Source organism: Micromonospora sp. H33, assembly GCF_052068455.1.
Lineage (GTDB): Bacteria > Actinomycetota > Actinomycetes > Mycobacteriales > Micromonosporaceae > Micromonospora.
In genome coordinates, this window is sequence record NZ_JBQHDE010000004.1 from 125,823 (window position 1) to 149,419 (window position 23,597).

Here is a 23,597-nt window from a genome sequence, read left to right on the forward strand (position 1 = left end):
TGGTTGCCGGCGCCTCGGCCGCTGACAATGGGGCCGGTGTCCCCACCCATTCCGGAGGCCGCGTTGACGAGTCCCCGAGTTTTCCACGCGAACGGGAAGAATTGGAGCGACGATCCGGCCGGCCGGGTCGTCGTCACCGGTTTCGGAGTCATTTCCAGCATCGGATCGGGGCGGGCGGAATTCCTGGCCGGCCTCCGCGCGGGACGGTGCGGCGCGAAACCGATCAGCAAATGGGACGCCGCCGGTTTCCCGCACGAACACGCCTGCGAGGTCACCGACTTCGACCCGGCGTCCGTGCTGGAACGCCTCGACCCGAAGGGCAGCGGCCAGGTGGCGGCCCTCGCCGCTGCGGCGTCCCGGATGGCGGTCCGGGACGCCGGCCTCGACCCCGCCGGCGTCCGCGACGAGGCCGGCCTGATCGCGGTCGGCACCACGTGCGGACAGTCGCTGGACCTCGACGCGCTCGCCGAGGTGGAGCTGCGCGAGCCGGACGCCGTGCCGCCCGCGGACCTCGCCCGGCTGCTCCAGCCCGGACGCCTCGCCACCGCCGCCGCGGCCGAGCTCGACCTGCGGGACGTGGAGACCCTGACCATTCCCACCGCCTGCGCGGCGGGCAACTACGCGATCAGCTACGGCGTGGACGCGATCCGCTCCGGCGACGCCGAGTACGCGATCTGCGGCGGCGCCGACGCGGTCAACCGGATGGCGTTCGCCGGCTTCGTCCGCATGGGCGCCATGGCCCACGAGCGGTGCCGGCCGTTCGACCGGGAACGCGACGGCACGATGTGGGGCGAGGGCGCCGCCATGCTGGTCCTGGAGAGCCTCGACCACGCCCGGCGGCGCGGCGCCCCGATCCTCGCCGAGGTGCTCGGCCTCCACCTCAACTGCGACGCCGACCACCCGACCGCCCCGGTGCGGGAACGGGTCGCCGAGTGCATGGCGGGCGCCCTGGCCGACGCCGGGGTCGACGCCGCCGAGCTGGACGTGATCTTCGCCCACGCCACCGGCACCCGGGCCAGCGACCCGATGGAGGTGGGTGCCATCCGCGACATCTTCGGCGACCGGCCCCCGCCGCCGGTGGTCGGCGTCAAGTCGATGATCGGCCACACGATGGGCGCCGTCGGCGCGCACACGGCCATCGCCGCGCTGCTCGCGATGCAGCACCAGTTCCTGCCGCCCACGGTGAACTTCCGTGTGCCGGACCCGGAGTGCCAGGTCGACTGTGTACCGAACGTGGCCCGGCCGGCCGCCGTCCGTACCGCGCTGGTCAACTCGCTCGGTTTCGGCGGCAACAACGCTTCCCTGGTGCTGCGCGGCCCCGCCGGCCCGCACCCCGAGGCAGAAGGAGTCGACGTATGAAGGTGGTCATCTCCGGCCTGGCGGTCGTGTCGCCGTTCGGTCTCGGGACCGGGCCGTTCGTCGCCGGGTGGCGCGCCGCACGGCCCGCCGCCAGCCCCGGCGAGGACCCGCCGGTCGCCCGGCTGCCCGAGCTGACCGGCGACGACTTCACCCCCAACCGCCGGGTCCGGCTCAAGGAGCGCTCGTCCGCCCTCGCCGTCGGCACGGTCGGCGCCCTGCTCGCCGCGTACGACCTGGGTGATGTGCCCGCCGCCCGGCGCGGCGTGGTCCTCGGCAGCGCGCTGGCCAGCCTCGACTCGTACCTGGCGGTCTCCGGCGGCTCGCTGGCCGGGGCGAAGCCGCACTTCATCGACCACAACCTGATGCCGCCGGGCATCATGAACTACACCAGCAGCCAGGCCGCCATCCGCTTCGACCTGCGCGGCCCGAACGTCACCGTCACGTCCGGCCGGGCGAGCGGGCTCACCGCCCTGGGCTGCGCCCGCCGGCTGGTCGCGGCCGGCCGCGCGGACGCGGTGCTGGCCGGCGCGTTCGAGGCGCTCAGCCCGCGTCGGCTGCGGCTGGAGTCGGCCGCCGACCGGGCCACCGCGCTGCCCGGGGAGGGTTGCTGCGTCTTCCTGGTGGAGACCGCCGACTCGGCCGAACGGGGCGGCCGCCGGGTGCTCGCCACCCCGCTGGCGCTGACCGCCGGCTTCTTCCCGGACCCGGACGAGGGGCGGGCGGCGCTGCATCGCACCGTGACCCGGGCGCTGGCCCAGGCCGGCGTCACCGCCGGGGACGTGGCCACGGTCGTCCGGGGCGCCTCGGCTCCGGGCCGCTACGCCGACGACGAGACGGCGGTCCTCGCCGACGTCGTGCCGGGCGTACCCGTGCTGGACCCGGCGGCGCGGGTCGGCGACACGTACGGCGCGTCGGCGGCGTTCGGCGTCGCCGCGGCCATCGTCGAGGCCGACGCGATCGCTGAGGCCGCGGCGGCGCCCCCGGCCGGCGTCACCCTGGTCACGTCCATCGACCCCGACGGCCAGGTGGCCTGCGCGGTCCTGGCCCCCGGCGCCCGGGTGCCAACCCCGGTCGGCTGACTCCCGACGAGCCGACTCCGGTCGGCTGACCCCCGACGAGCCGGCTGCGGGCCGACGGACCTCGACGTGCCGGCTCCGGTCGACGGACCTCGACGTGCCGGCTCCGGGGGCGGGTGCTGATGGTTGGCACCTGGCCGCAGCTCGGCTCCCCAGGGGGCCGGCTCCCGGAGGCCGAACCGGACCGATACGAAGCCCGCCGCTCCCGACCGTTGCCCGGGCCGCAGGACGCTCCGTCGGCCTGCCCTGTGCGCTGTCACGCTGTCGAGCTGCCCTCATGAATGGGGCAGCCCATGGGGGCCGTGCTGGCGGTCGAGATCGCGGTCCGGGAGGGCGAGTTTCGAGTGGTCGCACAGACGGGGCAGCTCGACAGTGTCCCGACCGGCTCGATCCGGCCCGACATGGCTCGGCCCCGCAGGCGGGCGGCGCGCAGACGCGCGCCGCGGGCAGCCAGCCCGCGGAACAGGTGGGCACGAACCGGCGCGCGCGGGCCGGGCCGCCGCCGCCTCACCTAGCGGTGGGCGGCGGTGGCCAGCCCGGGGTCGTGCCGCAGGGCCCGGACGATGGCCTCGGCGCGGCTGGACACCTCCAGCTTGCGGAAGATGCGGGTGAGGTGGAACTCCACCGTGCTGCGCGAGATGTGCAGCTGCCGGGCGATCTGGTCGTTGCCGAGGCCGGCGCAGAGCGCCCGCAGCAGTTCCACCTCGCGGCCGGTCAGCCTGGCCGGGAGCTCCCGCCGCGCCGGCGTCGCCACCCGGCGGATGGTGAACTCGGTGCCGGCCAGCCGCAGCGCGGCTACCAGTTCCGCCGGCTCGACGTCCCCGGCGAGGTAGACGTCGCTGTCCGCGCCCTCCGGCCACCGGCAGCCGGGGTCGACGACGGCCACCCGGGGGCGGCGGGGCTGCGCCGGCCCGCGCAGCGCGCCGGGCGGCGGTGGCCCGGCGCCAACGGCGACGAGCAGCCAGTCGACCGGGGAGCAGGGGTCGTCGACGACGGTGAGCAGCGCGCGCAGCGCCGTGGCCCGTGACGCGGACCACTCCCCGGCCAGGACGACCCGGCCCGGTCCCCGGGACGGCACGGGCGGGCCGGTCCGTACGACGCCGCCCGCCGGCTGCACAGGCTCAGGCAACCGCTTCCGTCTCACCGACGTTCTCCTCGACCAGGGCAACCACCGCCGCCAGGCTCGTCATCTTGGGGATGTCGGCGTCGGGGATGCGGACCCCCATGTCCACCTCGATCCGGGCCAGGATGTCGATGACCAGCATGGAGTCTGCGCCGTAGTCGTTGATGAAGTCGCCGTCGGGCGTGAGCTGCCCGGGATCCAGTTCGAGGATCTCCGTCACGACGGCCGCGAGCTGCGCCGTCCGGTCGTCGTCCGCCCCGGCGTTCGCCACCGGCGCGGCCGTCACCTTCGGCGCCGGCTCGGCCGCGACCCGCGGCGACGGTACGACGGCCGTGCCGCTCCCGCCGCCCAGCGCCGCCTGGATCAGTTCGGCGGCCTGCCGGTTGCCGGCGTCGGTGAGGTGCACGGTGTCGGCGAACGAGTCGCCGACGAAGCGGTCCGCCGCCAGGTCCAGGAAGGACACTCCCAGCTCGGCGCAGCCGGCGGCGAGCAGGTCGGCGTACGCCTTCCAGTTCTCCTCGATCGCGCTGTGCAGGATGCCGAAGACGGGTGCGTCGAAGTCGTAGCGGGCCCGCTCCTCGGGCGTGATGTCGCGGGTACGGGTGGAGGCCAGCGGCTGGAGGCAGAGGAGCACCCGGGTGCCGGCGGGCACGGCCTTGGCGAGCACCCGCAGGTCCCGCAGCCGGCGTGCCGCCGCCACCTCCATCCGGTCGCGCACCTGGGCGAGGTCCCAGGCCGGTGTGGTGGTGCGGGGACGGCGGACCGCGTCCAGGTCCGGCACCGTCTTGCCCGCGGCCAGCACCGCCAGGTCGAACAGCGGGACCTGGGTCAGGTCGTCGAAGGTGCGCTCGTACGACACCGTGCCGTAGAGGTTGTCCGGGGTCAGCGAGCCGACCAGGTTCACGAAGTCCGGGCCGCCGCCGATGACGACCACGGTGGACGCCTTCTCCAGGAACGGCATCGCGGCCACCAGCTCCTGGAGCGAGACGGCCGCGCACAGGCCCAGGTTGAGCTGCCGCACCCCGGTCAGCCCGGCCAGGTACGACGCCACGGTGGTGGAGTCCGACGACGCGGCGAGCGCGAGGGCCACCGAGTTGCCGAGCAGGATCCCGCCGCCGCCGGCGGCCAGCCAGCTCGCCGAGTCCACCGTGCCGTACGGGGAGGCGGAGAGCCGGAACCCCGCGTCGTCGGTGTTCAGCATGTCCGACCGCAGGCCCGGGGCGAGCGTGAACCCGAGGAACGGGTGCGGGTAGAGGTCGATGCCGTGCCGTTCCAGCAGCATGCCCCCCCGGTGCCGCCGGGCGAAGGACTCGTGCTCGAACTGGGGTGTGGAATTCATTCGGTCACTCCCGTACGTCTCGTACTCGTCGTCGCGTGTCCCGGTCCGGACGCCCGCCGAGGGTCACAGGGCGGGATCCACCACCGCTCGCACCGTGGTCGACCGCCCGGTCAGCGGGGGGCGGCAACCACCAGCCGCTCCAGCTCCGCCACCACCTGTCCGGGCGACGGCTGGGCGGTCAGTTCCCGGCGCAGCCGGTCGGCCGCCTCCCGGTACCCGGGCTCGTCCAGCACCCGCCGCAGGGCCGCCACCACCGCCGCCGGGTCGGCGTCCTTCGCCGGCACCACCAGGCCGGCCCCGGTCTCGGCGAGCCGGGCGGCGTGCCGGGTGTGGTCGGGCAGCCGGGGCACGAGCACCTGCGGCAGCCCGTACGACACGGCGGTGAGCAGCGACCCCGCGCCGCCGTGGGCGACCACGGCCGCGCAGCCGGGCAGCACCAGGTGCAGCGGCGAGCCGACCACCACCTGCACACCGTCGGGCACCGGCCCGAGCAGGTCGCGCTGGTCGGGGGTCACCGCGACCACGACCTCCACGTCCAGGTCGGCGAGCGCCCGCACCACCGTCCCGGCGAGGAAGTAGTCCGGACCGAGGCGACCCATCGTCGTACCCCAGGTGACGCAGACCCGCGGACGCGCGCCCGGCTCCGGCAGCGGCGGGGGTGCGACGCCCGGGCCGTTGAACGGCACCTGGCCCACCGGCAGCCGCCGCGAGCCGACCTGCGGGAGCTGGAGGCCGGCCGGGTACGGGTCGACCGTGGCCACGCCGAACGGGTCCACACCGGTCAGCCCGTACCGGGCGCCGAGCGGGTCGAGCACGGCCGGCAGGAACTTCCCCGCCCGGCCGCCGAGCAGGTCGGTGCCGAACAGGTGCCGGACCGCCGGTACGCCCACCGCGGCGGCGGCCACCGGCCCGGCGAAGGCGCTCGGCTCGAACACCAGCAGGTCCGCCTGCCAGCGCCGGGCCAGGCCGACCAGGTCGTCCAGCATCGCGTCGGCCAGTTCGGCGAAGAGGCGCAGGACGCGCGGCCCGCCGCCGTTGGCGCCGGGCGGCGTGGCGAGGATCTCGCGGAACGCCGCCTCCGCGTCGACGTCGCGCCCGACCGGGGCGAACGGCAGACCGGTACGCAGGGCCACGTCGGTCAGGGCCGGCTGGCTGGCCACCAGGACCTCGTGCCCGGCGGTACGGCAGGACCAGGCGAGCGGCACCATCGCGTACAGGTGCGAGGGCCACGCCCAGGTGGTGAAGAGGATCCGCATCGCCCCATGGCAGCACCGCCGGCTGGGCGGGCCCTCCACGACCGCTCGACCCGCGCCGCCCGGGGCGGGTCGACGGTCGAGCCGGGCTCGAGCATCCGGTCCGGCTCGCCCCGCCCGCCCGCCGCGCCGCCAGCGAGCGACCAGCGCACTGGTGTTGGGTTCCCCTGAACGCCTGCCGCCGGACGCGAGAGGGTGACATGGAGCTAGGCATCGGGCTGCCGACGATGATCCCGGGGATCGCCGGCGCGGATCTGCTCACCTGGGCGCGCCGTGCCGAGGAGCACGGCTTCGCCTCCCTCGGGGTGCTGGACCGGCTGATGTACGACGGCTACGAGCCACTGATGACGCTGGCCGCGGCGGCCGGCGCGACCAGCCGGATCCGGTTGACCACCACCATTCTCATCGCCGCCTACCGGGGTGACCGGGCACTGCTGGCGAAGCAACTGGCCAGCCTGCACCGGCTCTCCGGCGGGCGGCTGGTGGTCGGTGCGGCGGCCGGCGGCCGGCCGGACGACTTCGAGGCCTGCGGCACCCCGTACGAGCAGCGGGGCCGACGCCTCGACGCGCTGCTGGGCGAGCTGCGGCGGTCGTGGGACGGCGGCCCGGAGGCCCTGGTGCCCGGCCCGCGCTGCCCGGACGGCGGGCCGACGCTGCTGGTCGGCGGCCACTCGGCGGCGGCGATGCGGCGGGCCGCCGCGTACGGCGACGGGTGGATCGCCGGCGGCAGCTCCGCCAGCGGGTACGACGAGCTCGCCGGCCGCGCCCGGGAGGCGTGGCGGGCGGCGGGGCGGACCGACCGGCCCCGGCTGGTCGCCATCGCGTACGTGGCCCTCGGCCCCGGCGCCGCCGACCGGGCCGGCACGTACCTGCGCGACTACTACGGCTTCCTCGGCTGGAAGGCCGACATCGCGGTGAAGAGCGTCCTCACGGACGCGCAGCAGTTGCGGACGTTCGTCACCGACTACCGCGCGGTGGGCTGCGACGAGCTGATCCTCTTCCCGTGCGTCCCGGAACCGGCGCAGGCGGACCTGATCGCCGACGCCGTCCTGGGGTGAGCGCGGTGACCGAGGCGCTGCACGTCCTGGTGCTGCTCGGCAGCGGCACGGTGGCTGGGGTGCTCTTCGCCGTGGCGCTGAGCACCGTCCCGGCGCTCGCGGCGATGACCCCCGACCGGTACGTGCAGGCACACACCCTGCTGGGTCGCAACTGGGACCCGACGATGCCGCTGATCGTCCTCGGCACCACCCTGCTGGACCTCTGGCTCGCGTTCCGCACGACCGCGTCGACGCCCCGGGCGCTGATCGTGGTGGCCGCCGTGTGCCTGCTCGGGGTGTCGGTGGTCTCGCACTTCCGGAACGTGCCGATCAACCGGCGCGTACACCGGACGGACCCGGCGGCCATCCCGACCGACTGGGCCGACCCGCGCCCGGTCTGGCGGCGCTGGCACCTGCTGCGGACCGCCCTGGCGCTCGTCGCCTTCACGGCGAACAGCCTCGCCGTGACCGCCTTCTGAAAGGACCACAGATGAGTCACGACCGAGAGTTGGCCTTCGTCGGGCTGGGCGGAATGGGCGCCGGCATGGCGCGGTGCCTGCGCGCCGCCGGCCGCCCCCTCGTGGTGCACAACCGGACGGCGGCGAAGGCCGCGCCCCTGGCCGAGGCCGGCGCGCGCGTCGCCGCCACCAGCGGCGAGGCCGTGGAGAACGCCCGGATCGTCGTGCTGAGCCTCAGCGACCAGCACGCCGTGGAGCAGGTGCTGTTCGGGGAGATGCTCGGCTACCTGCGACCGGGCACGCTGGTGGTGGACACGTCCACCCTGTCGCCCGCGTACTCGGCCGAGGCCAGCGAGCGCCTGGCGCGGGTGGGCGTGCGGCGGATCGAGGCGTGCGTCCTCGGCAACCCGCCGATGGCGCAGGCGGGCAAGCTACGGATCTTCACCGCTGGTGAGCGGTCGGGCGTGGAGGAGGCGCACGACGTCCTCGCCACGCTCGGGCAGGAGATCCGGTACGTCGGCGCGGTCGGCGCGGCGAGCACGCTGAAGCTGGCCTTCAACCTGATCCTCGGCAACCAGGTCGCCGCGCTGGCCGAGGCGGTGGCGTTCGTGGAGAGCAGCGGCCTGGACCGGGAGCGGTTCCTCGCCGCCCTCACCGCGAGCGGGTTCAGCTCGCCGACCCTGGCGTTCCGGGCGGAGATGGTGCGCAACCGCAGCTACGAGCCCCCGCAGTTCCGGGTGAACCTGATGGCGAAGGACCTGCGGCTGGCCGTCGACGAGGCGGACGCCCGGGGCGTCGGCCTGGCGGTGACCGCCTGCGCGGCCGAGCGGTTCACCGAGGCGGTGCGGGCCGGGGACGGCGACAAGGACGCCGCCGTCGTCGCGGAGCCCCGCTCCCCCGTGCGCTGACCGGGAGCCGGGCAGCGCCGCGGCCCGGCGGTGGAAAGCGACGAGCCCGGCACCGTGGTGCCGGGCTCGTTTCCGCTGGTGGGCGATACTGGGTTTGAACCAGTGACCTCTTCCGTGTCAAGGAAGCGCGCTCCCACTGCGCCAATCGCCCTCGTCCGTGCCGAGGTGGGGACGGGATTTGAACCCGCGTACACGGCTTTGCAGGCCGTTGCCTCGCCTCTCGGCCACCCCACCGAGGTTGCCCCCGTCATGCGTGGCGGCATCTCCGAGCGGACGACGGGATTCGAACCCGCGACCCTCACCTTGGCAAGGTGATGCGCTACCAGCTGCGCTACGTCCGCATGCCCCCGGCGTTCCCGGTGACGGATGAGAACTCTAGCCGAGCCGGCGAGCGGTTGCCAACTCGGGCCCCCCGGCGCGTCGTTCGGCCGGACCGGGTGACCGGCCGTCGGGACGGTCGGCCGGCGCCGGCCGAGACGCATCGTCACGGCCCTCCGACGAACTGTCCGACTTCCGACTGTTTGCGCGCCACATCCGCGCTGGTCGGTAACGGCCCGTGTCCGTTGCGATGTACTACCGTAACGGACGTGACGAGACGTGCGGCCGAGATCCGCCTGGATGCCCTGCTGCGCACGGCCTGTGACGTGATCGTGGAACGCGGCCTGGCCAACACCCGGACCTCCGACGTGGCCCAGGCCGCCGGGGTGAGCCAGGCACTGGTCTTCTACCACTTCGCCACCAAGGACCGGCTGCTCGCCGAGGCGTTCGCGTACGCCGTCGAGCAGGATCTCGCCCGGCTGGACGCGGTGATGCGCTCCGGCGCCCCGCCGCTGACGAAGCTGCGGCGGATCGTCAAGCTCTACACCCCGGCCGGCCGCCCGATCTCCTGGTCCCTGTGGATCGACGGCTGGGCCGAGTCGCTGCGCACGCCGGAGCTGGAGAAGGTCTCCCGCCGGCTGGACCTGCGCTGGCGGCAGGACCTGGCCGCGGTGATCGCGGCGGGAGTCCGCGACGGCACCTTCGAGTGCGCCGACCCCGACGGCGCCGCCTGGCGGATCAGCGCGGTGATGGACGGCCTCGCCGTGCAGCTCGCGGTGCACGACCGGGTGATCTCCCGCCGGCAGTTCACCGAGTGGGTCCGCCTGGTGACGGCCCGGGAGCTGGGGCTCGACCCGGCCCAGCTGGACTGAGGGGTGCGGGAAACCGGCGGTGGCGGGGGACCCGGGGCGGGACAATCCGGGCATGGACCTGCTCGAGACGTACCGTCGCAGCCTCGCCGACTTCACCGACCGGGTGGCGCAGGTCGGTCCGGGCCAGTGGGCGGCGCCGACCCCCTGCCCGGGCTGGGACGTCCGGACGCTGGTCAACCACGTGGTCGGCGAGGACCGGTGGAGCGTGGCGCTGATGGCCGGACGCACGATCGCCGAGGTGGGTGACCGGTACGACGGCGACCAGCTCGACGGCGACCCGGTGGCCGCGGCCCGGGACGCGGCGGCGCAGGCGGAGCTGGCCTTCGCCCGCCCCTCGGCGCTGGAGACCACCGTCGACCTCTCCTCCGGTCCGACGCCGGCCGACGAGTACCTGCACCAGCTCATGGCGGAGCACCTCGTACACGGATGGGACCTGGCGGTGGCGATCGGCGCCGACCCGCGCCTGGACGCCGACGCGGTGGCCGAGTGCGCCCGGTGGTTCCGCGAGCGGATGGACTACTACCAGCGGGGCCAGCTCACCCGGTCGGGGGTCGAGGTGGCGGCCGACGCCGACACGCAGGACCAGCTCATCGCCGCGTTCGGCCGCGACCCCGACTGGGCGCCGTAGGCCGTCACCCCTTCCGGGGGCGGGGCCGGGCCGGCGGGTGGACGTTGGCGAGCGTCCGGTCGCCGCCGTAGTGGGCGAGCACCCGGTGGTCCATGACCCGCCGCCACACCGGCGGGACCAGCGCGGCGACCACCATCGTCGCGTACCCGGCCGGCAGCTGCGGCGAGGAGTCGAAGCTGCGCAGCGTCTGGTAGCGCCGCAGCGGGTTGGCGTGGTGGTCGCTGTGCCGCTGGAGCTGGAAGAGGAAGACGTTGGTGACCGTACGGTCGCTGTTCCAGCTGTGCCGCGGGTCGACCTTCTCGTACCGGCCGGCGGAGGTGCGCTGCCGGGCGAGGCCGTAGTGCTCCAGGTAGTTCACGGCCTCCAGCAGGCTGAACCCGACCACGGCCTGGAGCACCAGGAAGACCAGCACGCCCGGGCCGAACGCGACCACCAGCAGCGTGTGGAGCACCACCGTCATCGCCCAGGCGTTGAGGATGTCGTTGCGCCACGTCCACGGGCTGCGGCCGCGGATGCGGAACCGGCCGATCTCCAGCCGCCAGGCCGACCGCAGGCTGCCCCAGACGGTACGCGGCCAGAACGCCCAGAAGCTCTCCCCCAGCCGGGAGCTGGCCGGGTCCTCCGGGGTGGCCACCCGGGTGTGGTGACCCCGGTTGTGTTCGACGTAGAAGTGCCCGTACCCGGTCGGCGCCAGCGCCACCTTGGAGAGCCAGCGCTCCATGGTCTCCCGCTTGTGGCCCAGCTCGTGGGCGGTGTTGATGGCGATCCCGTTCACGATCCCGACGGTCGCGACCAGACCCGCCGCGGCCAGCGGGGAGAGGCCGCCATCGGCCCAGACGGCGCAGCACAGGACCAGGGCGGCGTACTGGGCGGGCAGGTACAGGTAGGTGAGCCAGCGGTAGTAGCCGTCCGCCTGGAGCCGCGGCACCGCCTCCTCCGGCGGGTTGCGCCGGTCGTCGCCGATCAACAGGTCGACGACGGGGATCAACCCGAACACGACGGCCGGGGTGATCCACCAGGCCCACCCGGCCTCGGCGCCCCGCCAAGACAGCCAGGCGATGAAGGGCAGCGCGGGGACGAGCAGCGCCAGCGGCCAGAGTGGCTTGCGGGTGTCCCGCCAGGCGCTGGGGGTGACAGTCGCGTCGACGGCCATGGCCGACCTCCGATCTCTCGCCGGTCTCCCTCCTGACTGTGGCAGCCGTCACGCCGTTTTACAAGGGTCGGTATTTTGTAAAGTCGAATCCGTTCCATGCGGATGGACGTCCGCCGGGGGTGGCACGGCAGGTCACCACCCCCGGCGGCCCCCGATCAGCGTCCCCCCGCCCACCCCCGCGACCGGCGCGACGCGCGCCCCCGGGCCGACCCGGCGTCGTCGCCCGCCGTCCGGGTCAGGTGCCGCAGGCGCAACAGCAGCCCGAGGCCGAGGGAGAGCAGCAGCCCACCCAGCAGGAAGGCGGCCTGCACCGCACCGAAGCCACCGGACTGCGCGACCGGGCGGCCCGCCCCGGCGGCCGGCGGCACCTCCGCGACGCCGTCCTCGGCGGGCACCTCCTCGCCGGTCTCCTCCACCGCCGGCTCACTCGGATCGGCCGGCGCCTCGGACGCCTCCGCCGATTCGCTCGGCGACGCCACGGCCGGCCCGACCACCGTCCGGGTCGCGCTCTGCCGTGCCAGCAGGCGCAGGTCCGGGTCGTACGCCTCCGCCTCCAGTGTGACCCGCCCGCGGGTGACGTCCTCCGCGAACGCCACCCGGTACTTGGCGGTCACCGTCCGGTCCGGGCAGAGCGTCCCGGGATCGAGCTGCCGGTCGGTCAGCCGGGCCACGTCACCGTCGGTGCGGACATCGAGCGGGAACGACCCGGTCTCCTCGACCCGGTCCATTTGGACCTGGTCGAGCCGCAGGCCCGACACCCGCAGCACCATCGACCAGCGGACCTTGACGCAGCCGCCCTGGTCACGCCGGACCACTGCGGAGACCGTCGCCACCCGGTCACCGGCCCGGAACTCGTCGGGCAGGCCGCTCAACTCGGTGCTGTTGGCCGCCGACGCGGGCGTCGGCGCGACCAGGCACACCGCGGTCAGACAGGCCAGCACCACCCCGGCCCGCAACACGTACCGCCACAACGTCACCTTCTCCGCCCTCCCGTCGGTCGCCTCCACGAGAGACGCTAGGAGCGCCCGGAGGCAGCCGGTAGACGGGCGTGTTCGCACGGACCGCCAAGCACGCCGGGTGATTTCACCCAGCGTGGTGAACCGGTCACGCCCTCCCCGCGACACGCCGGTCGCCGGGCCTGCGGGAGAATCTGCCGGTGTCCGAACTCGCCACCGCCTTCGTCCGGCTGCACGCACGCCTCGCGCCGGTCGCCTTCGTCCCCGAGGTGCGACTGCACCAGGCCGACGACGCGGTCGGGCTGTGGGAGCTGACCGAGGGCGAGTTCCGCAGCGCCCAGCCGCCCCCGTTCTGGGCGTTCGCCTGGGCCGGCGGGCAGGCGCTCGCCCGGTACGTCACCGACCACCCCGAGCTGATCACCGGGCGACGGGTGCTCGACCTCGCCTCCGGGTCGGGCCTGGTCGCCATCGCCGCGGCCCGCGCCGGCGCCGCCGGGGTCCGCGCCGTCGAGGTCGACCCGCTCGCCGTCGCGGCCGTCGCGCTCAACGCCGAGGCCAACGGGGTACGCCTCGACGCCGAGCTGGGCGACATCCTCGACGGCGACGCGGGCGGCGCCGAGGTCGTGCTCGCCGGCGACGTCTTCTACAGCGATGTGATGGCGAAACGGGTGCTCCGCTTCCTGTTGAAGGCCGCCCGGGCCGGCGCGACGGTGCTGGTCGGCGACCCCGGTCGGGCGTTCCTGCCCCGCGACCGCTTCGACGAGGTCGCCACGTACGACGTGCCGGTCCCCGAGACGCTGGAGAGCGTACGGGTGAAGCGCACCACGGTGTGGCGGCTGCGGCCCGGGCTGCCGGGGGCGGCCCGCTAGCGTGTCCGGCGTGCTGTTCCGGAGCTGGGCGGAGCCGGCCGACGCCCGGTGGCCGGACGTGGCCCGCGTCGCCGACCACGTGGGCGTCGAGCACCTGGTGGTGACCCGGCACGCGCTGGTCCGGCAGGTGCTGACCGACCCGCTCACGTACCGCCCGGACAACGCCCTCGACGCCGTCACCCCGGTCCCGGTGGCCGCCCTGCGGGTGCTCGCCGGGCACCGCTTCCGGCTGCCCGCGACGCTCGCCAACAACGGCGGCGCCAGCCACCCGGCGATCCGCGCGGTCGTCGCCGACGCCCTGCACCCGGCGAAGGTGGCCGCCCAGCGGCCCTGGCTCACCGATCTGGTCGGGCAGCGGGTGGCCGCCATCCGGGCCGCCCTCGACGCCGGCACGCCCGCCGACCTCTACGCCGACCTGGCCGCCGACCTGCCGCTGCTGGTGCTGGCCCGCCTCGTGGAGCTGCCGGACGCCCCGGTCGGCGCGGTGAAGGAGTTCGCGCGGGCCGCCCTCGAACTCTTCTGGGCCCCGCTCGACGCCGACCGCCAGCTGGCTCTCGCCGAGGAGGTCGGGCGGTTCCACCGGGTGCTGCGGGAGTTCGCCGCCACCGGCGGCGGGCTCGCCGGGGCACTGCGCGATGCCGGACACCCGCCCGACGTGGTGGTCGGGGCGCTGTTCTTCCTGCTGGTCGCCGGCCAGGAGACCACGTCGCAGTTCCTCACGCTGCTGCTGCACCGGCTGGCCGGCGAGCCGACCGTCCGCGCCGGCCTGCGCGCCGGCACCGTCGCGGTCGCCGACGTGGTCGAGGAGGGGCTGCGGCTGGAGCCGCCGATCGTGACCTGGCGCCGGGTCGCCGCCGCGGACACCACGCTGGGCGGTACGGCGGTGGCGGCGGGAACCAGCATCGTCCTGTGGCTGGCCCGCGCCGGCCGCGACCCGGCCGCGGTGGAGGCACCCGACGAGTTCCGGCCCGGTCAGCGGGGCTCGCGCCGGCACCTCGCCTTCGGGGCGGGCGCCCACCGCTGCGTCGGCGACCACCTCGCCCGGATGGAGGCGGCGGTGGTCGTCGAGCAGGTGACGCCACTGCTCGACGACGTGACGGTGCTGCGCGCACCCTGGTGCCCGGACAACCTCACCTTCCGCATGCCCGACGCGTTCGTCGTCGGCCGACCCGGACCTGCGCGGACGACGGCAGGCGGCGGAAGGACCATGCCGGCACACTGACACCGCCGGCCCCACCCCGGAATGGCGCCCGCCTCGCCCCTACGGGAGCCGCTGACGACTCAGCTGATCTCCTCGGCCCAGGCGCGCCAGTCGTCGAGCACCCCGTACAGCGACGGGGTGAACCAGCCGGGTGCGGACCGCCGGAACACGCCCGGATCCATCGCGCCGGCCCCGGCCGGGACCGCGCCGAGCAGGTGCGGCACCAGGTCGGTGAGGTTGGCCCAGTGCACCAGCTCCGGATCCGTCGGCCAGGCGCCGACCACCACACCCGCCGGCACTGCCCGGCGCTCCAGCGCCTCCAGGGTGAGCGCGGTGTGGTTCAGCGTGCCGAGGCCGGCCCGCGCCACCACCACGGCCGGGCAGCCGAGGGAGACCGCCAGGTCGGCCACCGTCCACGGCTCGCCCGAGGGCCGCAACCCCATCGGTACGAGCAGCCCGCCGGCCCCCTCGACCAGCACCAGGTCGTGCTTGTCGGTCTCCTCGCGGACGGCGTCGACCGCCGCGTACAGCTCCAGGGGCGGCAGGTCGGCGACCCGGGCCGCCGCCAGCGGGGCGAGCGGCTCCGGGAAGCTCGCCAACGTACGGCCGGTGAGCGGCGCGGCGAGGCGGGTGACCGTGTCGACGTCACCGGGCTCGCCGGTGGCCGTACCCGTCTGGCCCGGCTTGACCACCGCGACGCGCAGCCCGGCGGCCTGCGCGGCGGCCGTGATCGCCGCGGTCACCACGGTCTTGCCGACCTCGGTGTCGGTGCCGGTCACCAGCACGGCACCACGCCAGGGCGACCCGCTCACGGAGCACACTCCACGATGACCTCCAGGGCCCGCTCGAAGTCCGCCCGGGGCACGCCGGCACTGACGGTCAGGCGGAGCCGGGACCGGCTGTCCGGGGTGGAGGGCGGGCGGAAGCAGCCGACGGCCACGCCCCGGTCCCGGCAGTCGGCCGCCCACGCGGTGGCCGTTTCCGGCCCGGGCGCGGTGACCGACACGACCGCGGCGTCGGGCGCCGACACGGTCAGGTCGGCGGCGCGCAGCCGGCGGACCGCGAGACCGGCCCGCTCGGCCAGCTCCGCCCGCAGGTCGTCACCGGCGCGGGCCAGCCCGACGGCCGCCCGCACGCCGGCCGCCACCGCCGGCGGTAGCGCGGTGTCGAAGATGAACGTCCGGCCCGTCTCCACCAGGTGGCGGACGAACTCCGCCGGGCCGGCGACCACCCCGCCGGCGCCGCCGAGCGCCTTCGACAGGGTGGCCGTGACGATCACGTCCGGCTCACCGGCCAGGCCGGCGGCGGCCACTCCGCCGGCGCCGCCCGGGCCGGTCACGCCGAGCGCGTGGGCGTCGTCGACGAGCAGCAGCGCGCCGTGCGCGCGGGCGACCGCGTGCAGCTCGGCCAGCGGGGCGAGATCCCCGTCGACGGAGAACACCGACTCGGTGACCACCACCGCGGGCCGGCCGGGCGCGGCGGCGAGCGCGGCGCGTACAGCGGCGACGTCGGCGTGCGGGGTCACCACCGTCTCCGCGCCGGAGATCCGGCAGCCGTCGATCAGCGAGGCGTGGTTGTGCGCGTCGGAGACGAGCAGCGTGCGCGGCTGCACGAGCGCCCGGACCGCACCGAGGTTGGCCAGGTAGCCGGAGGAGAAGACCAGTGCCCGGTCGGTGCCGAGCCAGTCGGCCAGGTCGTCCTCGAGGGCATGGTGGGTGTCGGTGGAACCGCGTACCAGCCGCGACCCGGTGGCCCCCAGCCCGTACGCCTGCACCGCCGCGACGGCCGCGGCCGTGACCTCCGGGTGCGTCGACAGGCCGAGATAGTCGTTGCCGGCGAGATCGACCACGGCGTCGCCGGCGGAGCGCGGGCGAAGCGTGCGGGTGAGCCCCGCCTTGGCCCGCAGGTCGGCACGGCGATCCAGCGCCGCCAGCCAGTCCGCCACCGCCACTCCCATCCCGCGGCACCCGCCCGTCGGGCGCCTCGCGCCGGGGCGAAGGTACCACCTGGCCACAGCGGCCCCGGCGTGGCGCGGGCCTGCGTGGCGTGGCTCTCCACTCCCGCTCGTGCCGCACTCGGGGGCGCCGCGCGGCCGTTTCCCCCGCCGGAGCGGCCTTGTAGGGTACGGGCCATGCCAGAGATCCTCGACCAGGCCCGTTCCCAGGTGCTGGAGAACGGCGTCGGCCTCGACGAGGCCGGCGTCCTCGCCGTGCTGAACCTGCCCGACGAGCACCTGCCCGCCGCCCTCCAGCTCGCCCACGAGGTACGGATGCGCTGGTGCGGCCCGGAGGTCGAGGTCGAGGGCATCGTCTCGCTGAAGACCGGCGGCTGCCCGGAGGACTGCCACTTCTGCTCCCAGTCGGGCCTGTTCACCTCGCCGGTGCGCTCGGTGTGGCTGGACATCCCGTCCCTGGTCGAGGCGGCGAAGCAGACCGCGAAGACCGGCGCGACCGAGTTCTGCATCGTGGCCGCCGTCCGCGGCCCGGACGCGCGGCTGATGAAGCAGATGCGCGAGGGTGTCGCCGCGATCAAGGCGGAGGTCGACATCCAGGTGGCCGCCTCGCTCGGCATGCTCACTCAGGAGCAGGTCGACGAGCTGGTGGACATGGGCGTGCACCGCTACAACCACAATCTCGAGACCTGCCGCTCGTACTTCCCGAACGTCGTCACCACCCACAGCTGGGAGGAGCGCTGGGAGACGCTGCGGATGGTCCGTGAGTCCGGCATGGAGGTCTGCTGCGGCGGCATCCTCGGCCTGGGCGAGACCGTCGAGCAGCGGGCCGAGTTCGCCGCCCAGCTCGCCGAGCTGGACCCGCACGAGGTCCCGCTGAACTTCCTCAACCCCCGCCCCGGCACCCCGCTCGGCGACCGTCCGGTGGTCGAGGGCAAGGACGCGCTGCGCGCCATCGCCGCCTTCCGGCTCGCCATGCCGCGCACGATCCTCCGGTACGCGGGCGGCCGCGAGATCACCCTCGGCGACCTCGGCACCCGCGACGGCCTGCTCGGCGGCATCAACGCGGTGATCGTCGGCAACTACCTGACGACGCTGGGCCGCCCGGCCACCGAGGACCTGAAGCTCCTCGACGACCTGAAGATGCCGGTCAAGGCCCTCTCCGCGACCCTGTGAGCCCGCGGTGACGAGGAGCGACGCGACGGCCGCGACCGGCCCGGCGCAGCCGGGCGTCGGCTCGCCGGCCGCGAGCGGCACGTCGGCGCAGGGCGCGGCTGTCGTCTGGTGCGACCGCTGTGGCGAGCCTGCCGGCGCCGGCGACCACCTGGCCTGCCGGGCCGCCCGCGATCTGGAGCCGCCGCGGTACTGCACCCACTGCCGGCGACGGATGAAGGTGCAGGTGCTGCCGGTCGGCTGGTCGGCGGTCTGCGTCGCGCACGGCGAGATCCGGGGCTGAGGCGGTGCTGCGGGGCCGGGCGGTGACCCTGCGGCCGGCGACGGCCGCCGACGTGCCCGCCCTCGCGGCCATCCGCGCCCACCCCGAGGTGCGGCGCTGGTGGCGCGGCGACGACGACCTCGCCGCCGCGGTGCGCGCCGACCTCGCCGACGACGACCTGACCGTGTACGCGGTCGAGCACGACGGCCATGTCGTCGGCGCGATCCAGTGGTACGCCGAGGACGACCCCGACTACCGCCACGCCAGCATGGACATCTTCCTCGACCCCTCGGTACGCGGCGCCGGGCTGGGCGGAGACGCCATCCGTACCCTGGCCCGGCACCTGATCGACGAGCACGGCCACCACCGCTTCACGATCGATCCGGCGGCGGCCAACTCGGCGGCGATCCGCGCGTACGCGAAGGTCGGCTTCCGCCCGGTCGGCGTGCTGCGTCGGTACGAGCGCGGCGAGGACGGCCGCTGGCACGACGCGCTCCTGATGGACCTCCTCGCCGACGAACTGGCCGACTGACGACATTTCGGGACCCCGGGCGACCGGATCCTGCGTTTCCCGGCCTCGACGGGCGTCGCCGGCCGCCGGGAAGCCGGCCAGCGCGGCAGGGACGCCCGGCCGCCGACGGTGGTCGTGGGGCGAACCCATGGGCCGCGAGCGTTCCCGGAGTGCCCGACACTGCAATCATCGCGTCACCCACTGGTGAAGACTGCCCATGATCGAGACCGGTGCAGCGCCGGAGGAGCCGGTCGCGTTACATCGACACGCCTGCGTAGCGTGACGAATCCGCGAGCTACGGAAGATCGGACCAGCAGGTCAACAAAGGTCGGACGTTCGTCTGATGTCGCCCACCGTGACCCTTTAGCGATCATGCCTTGACTCTCGCCCCCCCCTCCCGGAGGAATCCTCATGCCACAGCGTCGGCGCGTGGCGCGCGCGGCCGTTTCCGGTGCCGCCGCCGCGGCCTGCCTCACCCTCGCCACCCCGGCTTGGGCCTCAAGCACCATTCCGCTCCACCCCGATCACACGAATGACTTCGCGAGCGAGTTCCAGCCGCAGCAGTGCGGCGACGAGAACTTCGCCGATCTGCCCGACGGCTACGACGGCTGGCACTTCGTCCTGCCGACCAACAAGGCCGGCGACTTCCTGAGCCTCACCCTGAAGTTCAAGAACGGCGCCGAGACGGTCACCGTCAACGTGCCGGACGCCTCGGACACGATCCCGGACTTCCTCAGCAACAACGGCGAGGACGGGCAGGTCAAGCACGCCTACGTGTTCACCCCCGCCGGGTGGCAGCTGGTCGGCGGCAGCGCCGAGATCAGCGGGGAGGGCGACAAGTTCAACCTGAGCCACACCTGCGCGGGCGACGGCGACACCCCGGGGACGCCGACCCCCACGACCCCGGTGCCGACGACGCCGGGCGACCCGGGCGGCTCGGAGAACCCGTCCACCCCGGGTGGGTCCGGCACGCCGACCCCCGGCACCGGCGGTGGCGGCGGTGACGGTGAGGACGACGGCAGCCTGCCGATCACCGGTGTCGCCGGCACCAGCATCGCGCTGACCGGCCTCGCCCTGATCGGCGGCGGCGTGGCGCTCACCGTGCTGCGCCGGCGCCGCGACAAGGTCACCTTCACCAGCTGACCCGAGTCACCATCCGACCGGCCGCCGGGGCTCCCGGCGGCCGGTCGTCGTTTCGAGCCCTCCTCGAGGCCGGGAGGGGAAGATCACGACAGAGGTTTGATCCGTCGGAGGAGCACGACCGTACTGACCGGTAACCCGGTCAAGGGCGCCCGGAGATTCATCACATCATCGAGAGATATGGATAGACTGTCGACGTATGCCCAGGTCAGGCTGATGAACGACGGTGCGTGACGCGCCGGAAGGCCGGCCGGGCGCGGACGTCGCGTCCTGACATACGAACGTACTGTTGCCGGCCCCGTTTTCGGCGGGCGACAGTACGCGACACCAGCGGTGCCATGGACGCCGCCGCTCCCCGGACGACCCTGAGGAGATCGCGATGGCTCTACGACTCGCCGACGGAACCGCCTGGTCCGACGTCCTGGCCCGCGCGGCCGCCGCCGCGCCCGAGGCCTTCGGTGCCCCGGTCGACGGCGTCCTGACCCTGCACAACCTGATCGAGGGTGACTGGCAGGCGGTGGGCTCGCCCGCCGCGGTACGCACCCCGGTCAACAACACCGTCCTGGTCAACCTGCCGCGGCTGGACGCGGCGACCGCCCGCGCCGCCGTCGCGCACGCCGCCGCCGCCCACCGGGACTGGGCCGCAACCTCCCTCGCCGACCGGAAGGCCCGGGTCACCGACGCCCTGGACGCCCTCACCGCGCACCGCGACCTGCTCGCCCTCCTGCTCGTGTGGGAGATCGGCAAGCCGTGGCGGCTCGCCTGCGCCGACGTCGACCGGGCCCTGGACGGCGTCCGGTGGTACGTCGGGGAGATCGACCGGATGCTGGCCGACGGGCGGGAACCGCTGCCCGGGCCGGTCAGCAACATCGCGTCGTGGAACTACCCGATGAGCGTCCTCGTCCACGCCGAGCTGGTGCAGCTGCTCGCCGGCAACGCGGTGATCGCCAAGACGCCGTCGCAGGGCGGCGCCGTCTGCCTCACCGTCGCGCACGCCCTGATGCGCCGCGCCGGCCTCCCCGCCACGCTGCTGTCCGGCAGCGGCGAGGAGCTGTCCGAGGTGCTGGTCCGCGCCCCCGAGATCGGCGCGGTGGCGTTCGTCGGCGGACGCTCCAACGGCGGCAAGGTGGCTGCGGCGCTGCTCGACACCGACAAGCGGCACTTCATCGAGCAGGAGGGCCTCAACGCCTGGGGCATCTGGAACTTCTCCCAGTGGGACCTGCTCGCCGGCCACCTGAAGAAGGGCTTCGAGTACGGCAAGCAGCGCTGCACCGCGTACCCCCGCTTCGTCGTCCAGCGGGAGCTGGTCGACCAGTTCCTCGACATGTACCTGCCCGTGGTGCGGTCGGTCCGGTTCGGCCACCCGCTCGCCGTCGGCGACGACTGGTCGGCCGGTGACCCGCTCCCCGAGCTGGACTTCGGCCCGCTGATCAGCGCCGCCAAGGCCGACGAGCTGCGCCGCAAGGTCGACGAGGCGGTCCGGGGCGGCGCCGTCCCGCTGTACCGGGGCCGGCTCGACGGGGCGCCGTTCCTCGACGGGCAGGACACCTCGGCGTACGTGGCGCCGTCGGTGCTGCTCGCCCCGCCCGGGCGGTCCCGGCTGATGCACGCCGAGCCGTTCGGCCCGGTCGACACGATCGTCGTCGTCGACACCACCGACGAGCTGCTCGCCGCGATGAACGCCTCCAACGGCGCGCTGGTCGCCTCGCTGGCCTGCGACGACCAAGACGAGGCGGCGAAGCTCGCGGTCGACCTCCAGGCGTTCAAGGTGGGCATCAACAAGCCGCGCTCGCGGGGCGACCGGGAGGAGCCGTTCGGCGGCCGGGGCGCCTCGTGGAAGGGCGCCTTCGTCGGCGGCGACCTGCTGGTGCAGGCGGTCACGGTCGGCGGCGACGGCCGCCTCTACGGCAACTTCCCCGACTACAGCAGCTACCCCGCCACCTGAGACCGGTCGGCGACAGCGGTGGGCGGGGCTCCCGCACCGGGAGCCCCGCCGTTTCACCGTCTCCCGCACCGGGAGTCGGCCGCCGTGCCGGTCATCGGGGACCGGCGTGACCGGGCCGCGCACCGCGGCCCGGCGGCCTAGACACGAGCCCGCCCCACCGCCGTCACCGAGAGCGGCATCGTCAGCGTGAGCAGCGACCCGTCCCGGTCCACCGGGGCCGGCCGGCCCAGGCGGCGGACCGTCCGCAGCATCGGCGTGTTCTCCGCCTGGGTGTGCAGGACCAGGGCCGCGTACCCGGCCCGCTCCGCGTGGCGCACGAGCCGGCTCAGCAGCGCCGAGCCGAGCCCGCGGCGCTGCCAGTCGTCGCGCACCAGCAGCGCCACCTCGGCCACGTCCCCCTCGGCGAGGAGGTTGGCCATCGCCACCACCGACTCCACCGCTCCGCCGGCGCCGGTGGCCGTGGCGAGGAGGGTGACGCCGCGCGCCGGTTCGAGCAGCCGGCGCATCCGGGCCGGCGCGGGCAGGGCCGCGCCGCCCAGGTACCGCCGGTGCCGGCTGCGCGCCGAGCACCGCTCGTGCAGCTCGACGACGCCCGGCAGGTCGTCGCCGGTCGCCGGGCGTACGCCCAGCTCCGAGCCGTCGGGCAGGACCAGGGTGACCTGCTCGGCGGCCCGGCGCGCGACGGTCGCCGCCAGCTCGACCAGGGCCTGCCCCCGGGCGTACTCGGCCGGGGTGAACCCGGGCGCCACGCGCCGTAGTTCGTACGACCCGCCGCCCGGATCGGCCAGCAGCATGGTGGACGGGGTGATCCCCGGTCGGGGCCCGGCCGGCGACGGCCGCCACGTGACCGAGTCGGCAGCGAGCAGGGTCCGCAGCGCCTCCCCGGTCGCGTCCGGGTCCCGCACCAGGCGGGTCGCCAGCCCGAGCACCCGGGTCGGCTGGTCGGCCAGCCCGCGCGCCTCGCTTCGTGTCACCCAGCAGTCGCGGCCCCGCCCCCGTTCCACGGCGGCGACGAGGTCGGCCTCGTCGAGTGCGTCGGGGGCGTCGACAAGGAAGTCGTCGACCGCGCCCCGCTCCGTGGTGTGGACCTGCACCGTGAGGATGTTGACCCCACGCAAGGCCAGGCTCGCCGTGAGGACCGACAGGTAACCCGGCCGGTCGTCCACGGTGGCCCGGATTCGCCACAGCGTCATGGTTCGCTCCCTTCCCCCGTACGACCCTCGCCGCTGGCTGTTGCCGGCCGGTTGCCCTGTGGTGACGGCTCGGGATCCGCGGGTGCGGTATGCGCCACAGTCGCCGTCAGCCGGCCATGGGCGGCGTGCCGACCAGGTCGAGACGGTCGCCGAGGATCACCGCGCTGGCGCGGACCAGCTGCGCCAGCCGGTCCACCTCGGTGGAGTGGAACGCCGCGGCGACCAGCGGCTCGGTGTCCTCCCGCGCCACGACCAGCACGAGCCCGGCCCGCCCGAACGGCGCCACCGCGAAGTGGGCGCCGCCGGGCGCGCTCATCGCGCGGGCGCGCAGCGGCGTCACGTCCGGCAGCCGCGGGGGTACGGGGGCCCGCCAGCTGGCATGCCCGACAGTCGCCTCGCTGCCGGCGCCGGCCCGGGAGGCCCAGTCGACCGGCACCACCGCGGCGACCGCCCAGTCGGCGGCGAGCAGCCCCGGCACGGCGTCGACCAGGGTCGCCAGCCCGTCGGTGGGGTTCCCCGCGACCTGCGCGAGCAGCTCCGCGTCCTGCCCGGTGGTGGTGGGCGCGCCGATCGCCCGCCACACCCCGTCCACCCGGACCCCGGGGATCGCCGCGAGACCGGCCATCAGCCGCTCCACCCGGGCCGCCCCCGGCCACACCACGGTGAAGTCGTCCACCGCCCGGCCGCCGAGCCGCTCCAGGACCACGACCTGCACGATGTCGGCGCCGGAGACGCCCATCGTGCGGGCGACCTGGCCGAGCGTGCCGGGACGGTCCGGCAGGGTGACCCGAACTCGCAGCAGCATATGATCCTCCGCTCGGCGGGCCGGCGCGGTCCGCCGGCAGGCTGGGCACCAGCCTTCCCCGCGACCG

The 23,597-nt window shown here is 75.0% G+C and carries 23 protein-coding genes and 3 tRNA genes; 14 read left to right on the forward strand and 12 right to left on the reverse strand.

The features are described 5' to 3' along the window. Positions 1-36 precede the first annotated feature (36 nt). Positions 37-1,359, forward strand: a complete 1,323-nt coding sequence (locus ACTMS0_RS12365; RefSeq protein ID WP_441155282.1) for a beta-ketoacyl-[acyl-carrier-protein] synthase family protein — start codon at positions 37-39, stop codon at positions 1,357-1,359. Continuing rightward, positions 1,356-2,438 carry a beta-ketoacyl synthase N-terminal-like domain-containing protein gene (locus ACTMS0_RS12370; protein WP_441155283.1) on the forward strand — a complete coding sequence of 361 codons (1,083 nt, stop codon included), beginning with the start codon at positions 1,356-1,358 and terminating at the stop codon, positions 2,436-2,438. Before ACTMS0_RS12365 ends, ACTMS0_RS12370 begins: the two co-directional genes overlap by 4 nt. Positions 2,439-2,946: 508 nt before the next feature. On the opposite strand, the gene ACTMS0_RS12375 is transcribed toward ACTMS0_RS12370, so the two are convergent. The 3 genes from ACTMS0_RS12375 to ACTMS0_RS12385 form a co-directional block, all read right to left on the reverse strand. Beyond that, the gene (locus tag ACTMS0_RS12375; protein ID WP_441155284.1) at positions 2,947-3,564 is read right to left on the reverse strand and encodes a helix-turn-helix domain-containing protein; all 618 of its coding nucleotides are present in this window, start codon (positions 3,562-3,564) and stop codon (positions 2,947-2,949) included. After that, positions 3,557-4,897 carry a phosphopantetheine-binding protein gene (locus tag ACTMS0_RS12380; protein WP_441155285.1) on the reverse strand — a complete coding sequence of 447 codons (1,341 nt, stop codon included), beginning with the start codon at positions 4,895-4,897 and terminating at the stop codon, positions 3,557-3,559. The genes ACTMS0_RS12375 and ACTMS0_RS12380 overlap by 8 nt, the downstream gene beginning before the upstream one ends. Before the next feature lie 110 nt (positions 4,898-5,007). Further along, a complete protein-coding gene (locus tag ACTMS0_RS12385; protein ID WP_441155286.1) occupies positions 5,008-6,153 on the reverse strand; it encodes a nucleotide disphospho-sugar-binding domain-containing protein in 1,146 nt (381 codons plus the stop codon). A gap of 197 nt (positions 6,154-6,350) precedes the next feature. Between ACTMS0_RS12385 and ACTMS0_RS12390 the strand changes: the two genes are divergently transcribed. From ACTMS0_RS12390 to ACTMS0_RS12400, 3 genes are read left to right on the forward strand one after another with little or no spacing between them, the layout of a single operon-like run. After that, positions 6,351-7,208, forward strand: a complete 858-nt coding sequence (locus tag ACTMS0_RS12390) for an LLM class flavin-dependent oxidoreductase (RefSeq protein WP_441155287.1) — start codon at positions 6,351-6,353, stop codon at positions 7,206-7,208. Continuing rightward, a complete protein-coding gene (locus ACTMS0_RS12395) occupies positions 7,205-7,666 on the forward strand; it encodes an anthrone oxygenase family protein (RefSeq protein WP_441155288.1) in 462 nt (153 codons plus the stop codon). The genes ACTMS0_RS12390 and ACTMS0_RS12395 overlap by 4 nt, the downstream gene beginning before the upstream one ends. Before the next feature lie 11 nt (positions 7,667-7,677). Continuing rightward, positions 7,678-8,553, forward strand: a complete 876-nt coding sequence (locus ACTMS0_RS12400) for an NAD(P)-dependent oxidoreductase (RefSeq protein ID WP_441155289.1) — start codon at positions 7,678-7,680, stop codon at positions 8,551-8,553. Positions 8,554-8,629: 76 nt separating this feature from the next. On the opposite strand, the gene ACTMS0_RS12405 is transcribed toward ACTMS0_RS12400, so the two are convergent. The 3 genes from ACTMS0_RS12405 to ACTMS0_RS12415 all read right to left on the reverse strand — a co-directional run bounded on the left by ACTMS0_RS12405 (position 8,630) and on the right by ACTMS0_RS12415 (position 8,894). Next, positions 8,630-8,704: transfer RNA gene (locus tag ACTMS0_RS12405), tRNA-Val, on the reverse strand. 12 nt (positions 8,705-8,716) lie between these two features. Continuing rightward, positions 8,717-8,787: transfer RNA gene (locus tag ACTMS0_RS12410), tRNA-Cys, on the reverse strand. 34 nt (positions 8,788-8,821) lie between these two features. Continuing rightward, positions 8,822-8,894 (reverse strand) — tRNA-Gly (locus ACTMS0_RS12415). 246 nt (positions 8,895-9,140) lie between these two features. Here ACTMS0_RS12415 and ACTMS0_RS12420 point away from each other — a divergent pair. Together ACTMS0_RS12420 and ACTMS0_RS12425 are read left to right on the forward strand one after the other, a co-directional pair. Further along, complete coding sequence (locus tag ACTMS0_RS12420) at positions 9,141-9,743, forward strand: TetR/AcrR family transcriptional regulator (protein ID WP_441155290.1); 603 nt, start codon at positions 9,141-9,143, stop codon at positions 9,741-9,743. Between the two features lie 52 nt (positions 9,744-9,795). Beyond that, positions 9,796-10,371, forward strand: coding sequence for a TIGR03086 family metal-binding protein (locus ACTMS0_RS12425; RefSeq protein WP_441155291.1), 576 nt, complete (start codon positions 9,796-9,798; stop codon positions 10,369-10,371). A gap of 4 nt (positions 10,372-10,375) precedes the next feature. Here ACTMS0_RS12425 and ACTMS0_RS12430 read toward each other — a convergent pair whose 3' ends face one another. Together ACTMS0_RS12430 and ACTMS0_RS12435 are read right to left on the reverse strand one after the other, a co-directional pair. Further along, the gene (locus tag ACTMS0_RS12430; RefSeq protein WP_441155292.1) at positions 10,376-11,524 is read right to left on the reverse strand and encodes an alkane 1-monooxygenase; all 1,149 of its coding nucleotides are present in this window, start codon (positions 11,522-11,524) and stop codon (positions 10,376-10,378) included. 155 nt (positions 11,525-11,679) lie between these two features. Continuing rightward, on the reverse strand, positions 11,680-12,531 hold the full coding sequence (locus ACTMS0_RS12435; protein WP_441155293.1) for a hypothetical protein: 852 nt from the start codon (positions 12,529-12,531) through the stop codon (positions 11,680-11,682). A gap of 149 nt (positions 12,532-12,680) precedes the next feature. Between ACTMS0_RS12435 and ACTMS0_RS12440 the strand changes: the two genes are divergently transcribed. Together ACTMS0_RS12440 and ACTMS0_RS12445 are read left to right on the forward strand one after the other, a co-directional pair. Further along, positions 12,681-13,349 (forward strand): class I SAM-dependent methyltransferase, encoded by a 669-nt coding sequence (locus tag ACTMS0_RS12440; protein ID WP_441155295.1) that lies wholly within the window; start codon positions 12,681-12,683, stop codon positions 13,347-13,349. Between the two features lies 1 nt (position 13,350). After that, on the forward strand, positions 13,351-14,571 hold the full coding sequence (locus ACTMS0_RS12445; RefSeq protein ID WP_441155296.1) for a cytochrome P450: 1,221 nt from the start codon (positions 13,351-13,353) through the stop codon (positions 14,569-14,571). A 59-nt stretch (positions 14,572-14,630) separates the two neighbouring features. Here ACTMS0_RS12445 and bioD read toward each other — a convergent pair whose 3' ends face one another. After that, positions 14,631-15,335, reverse strand: a complete 705-nt coding sequence (gene bioD, locus ACTMS0_RS12450; RefSeq protein WP_441155576.1) for a dethiobiotin synthase — start codon at positions 15,333-15,335, stop codon at positions 14,631-14,633. Between the two features lie 23 nt (positions 15,336-15,358). After that, positions 15,359-16,495 (reverse strand): 8-amino-7-oxononanoate synthase, encoded by a 1,137-nt coding sequence (locus tag ACTMS0_RS12455; RefSeq protein WP_441155297.1) that lies wholly within the window; start codon positions 16,493-16,495, stop codon positions 15,359-15,361. Positions 16,496-16,681: 186 nt separating this feature from the next. Between ACTMS0_RS12455 and bioB the strand changes: the two genes are divergently transcribed. The 5 genes from bioB (at position 16,682) to ACTMS0_RS12480 (ending at position 21,532) form a co-directional block, all read left to right on the forward strand. After that, a complete protein-coding gene (bioB, locus tag ACTMS0_RS12460; RefSeq protein WP_441155298.1) occupies positions 16,682-17,677 on the forward strand; it encodes a biotin synthase BioB in 996 nt (331 codons plus the stop codon). Between the two features lie 7 nt (positions 17,678-17,684). Beyond that, complete coding sequence (gene bsaP / locus ACTMS0_RS12465) at positions 17,685-17,957, forward strand: biotin synthase auxiliary protein BsaP (RefSeq protein WP_441155299.1); 273 nt, start codon at positions 17,685-17,687, stop codon at positions 17,955-17,957. 4 nt (positions 17,958-17,961) lie between these two features. Further along, entirely contained in the window at positions 17,962-18,468 is a 507-nt protein-coding gene (locus tag ACTMS0_RS12470; protein ID WP_441155300.1) for a GNAT family N-acetyltransferase, read from the forward strand. A 408-nt stretch (positions 18,469-18,876) separates the two neighbouring features. Continuing rightward, positions 18,877-19,590: an LPXTG cell wall anchor domain-containing protein gene (locus ACTMS0_RS12475; protein ID WP_441155301.1), complete on the forward strand. Its 714-nt coding sequence runs from the start codon at positions 18,877-18,879 to the stop codon at positions 19,588-19,590. A 376-nt stretch (positions 19,591-19,966) separates the two neighbouring features. Then, positions 19,967-21,532, forward strand: a complete 1,566-nt coding sequence (locus ACTMS0_RS12480; protein ID WP_441155302.1) for an aldehyde dehydrogenase family protein — start codon at positions 19,967-19,969, stop codon at positions 21,530-21,532. 137 nt (positions 21,533-21,669) lie between these two features. Here the strand turns inward: ACTMS0_RS12480 and ACTMS0_RS12485 are convergent, their stop codons facing one another. Both ACTMS0_RS12485 and ACTMS0_RS12490 read right to left on the reverse strand, forming a co-directional pair. Continuing rightward, positions 21,670-22,725 (reverse strand): GNAT family N-acetyltransferase, encoded by a 1,056-nt coding sequence (locus ACTMS0_RS12485; protein ID WP_441155303.1) that lies wholly within the window; start codon positions 22,723-22,725, stop codon positions 21,670-21,672. Positions 22,726-22,831: 106 nt separating this feature from the next. Beyond that, a complete protein-coding gene (locus tag ACTMS0_RS12490) occupies positions 22,832-23,530 on the reverse strand; it encodes an amino acid-binding protein (protein ID WP_441155304.1) in 699 nt (232 codons plus the stop codon). Positions 23,531-23,597: the final 67 nt, after the last annotated feature.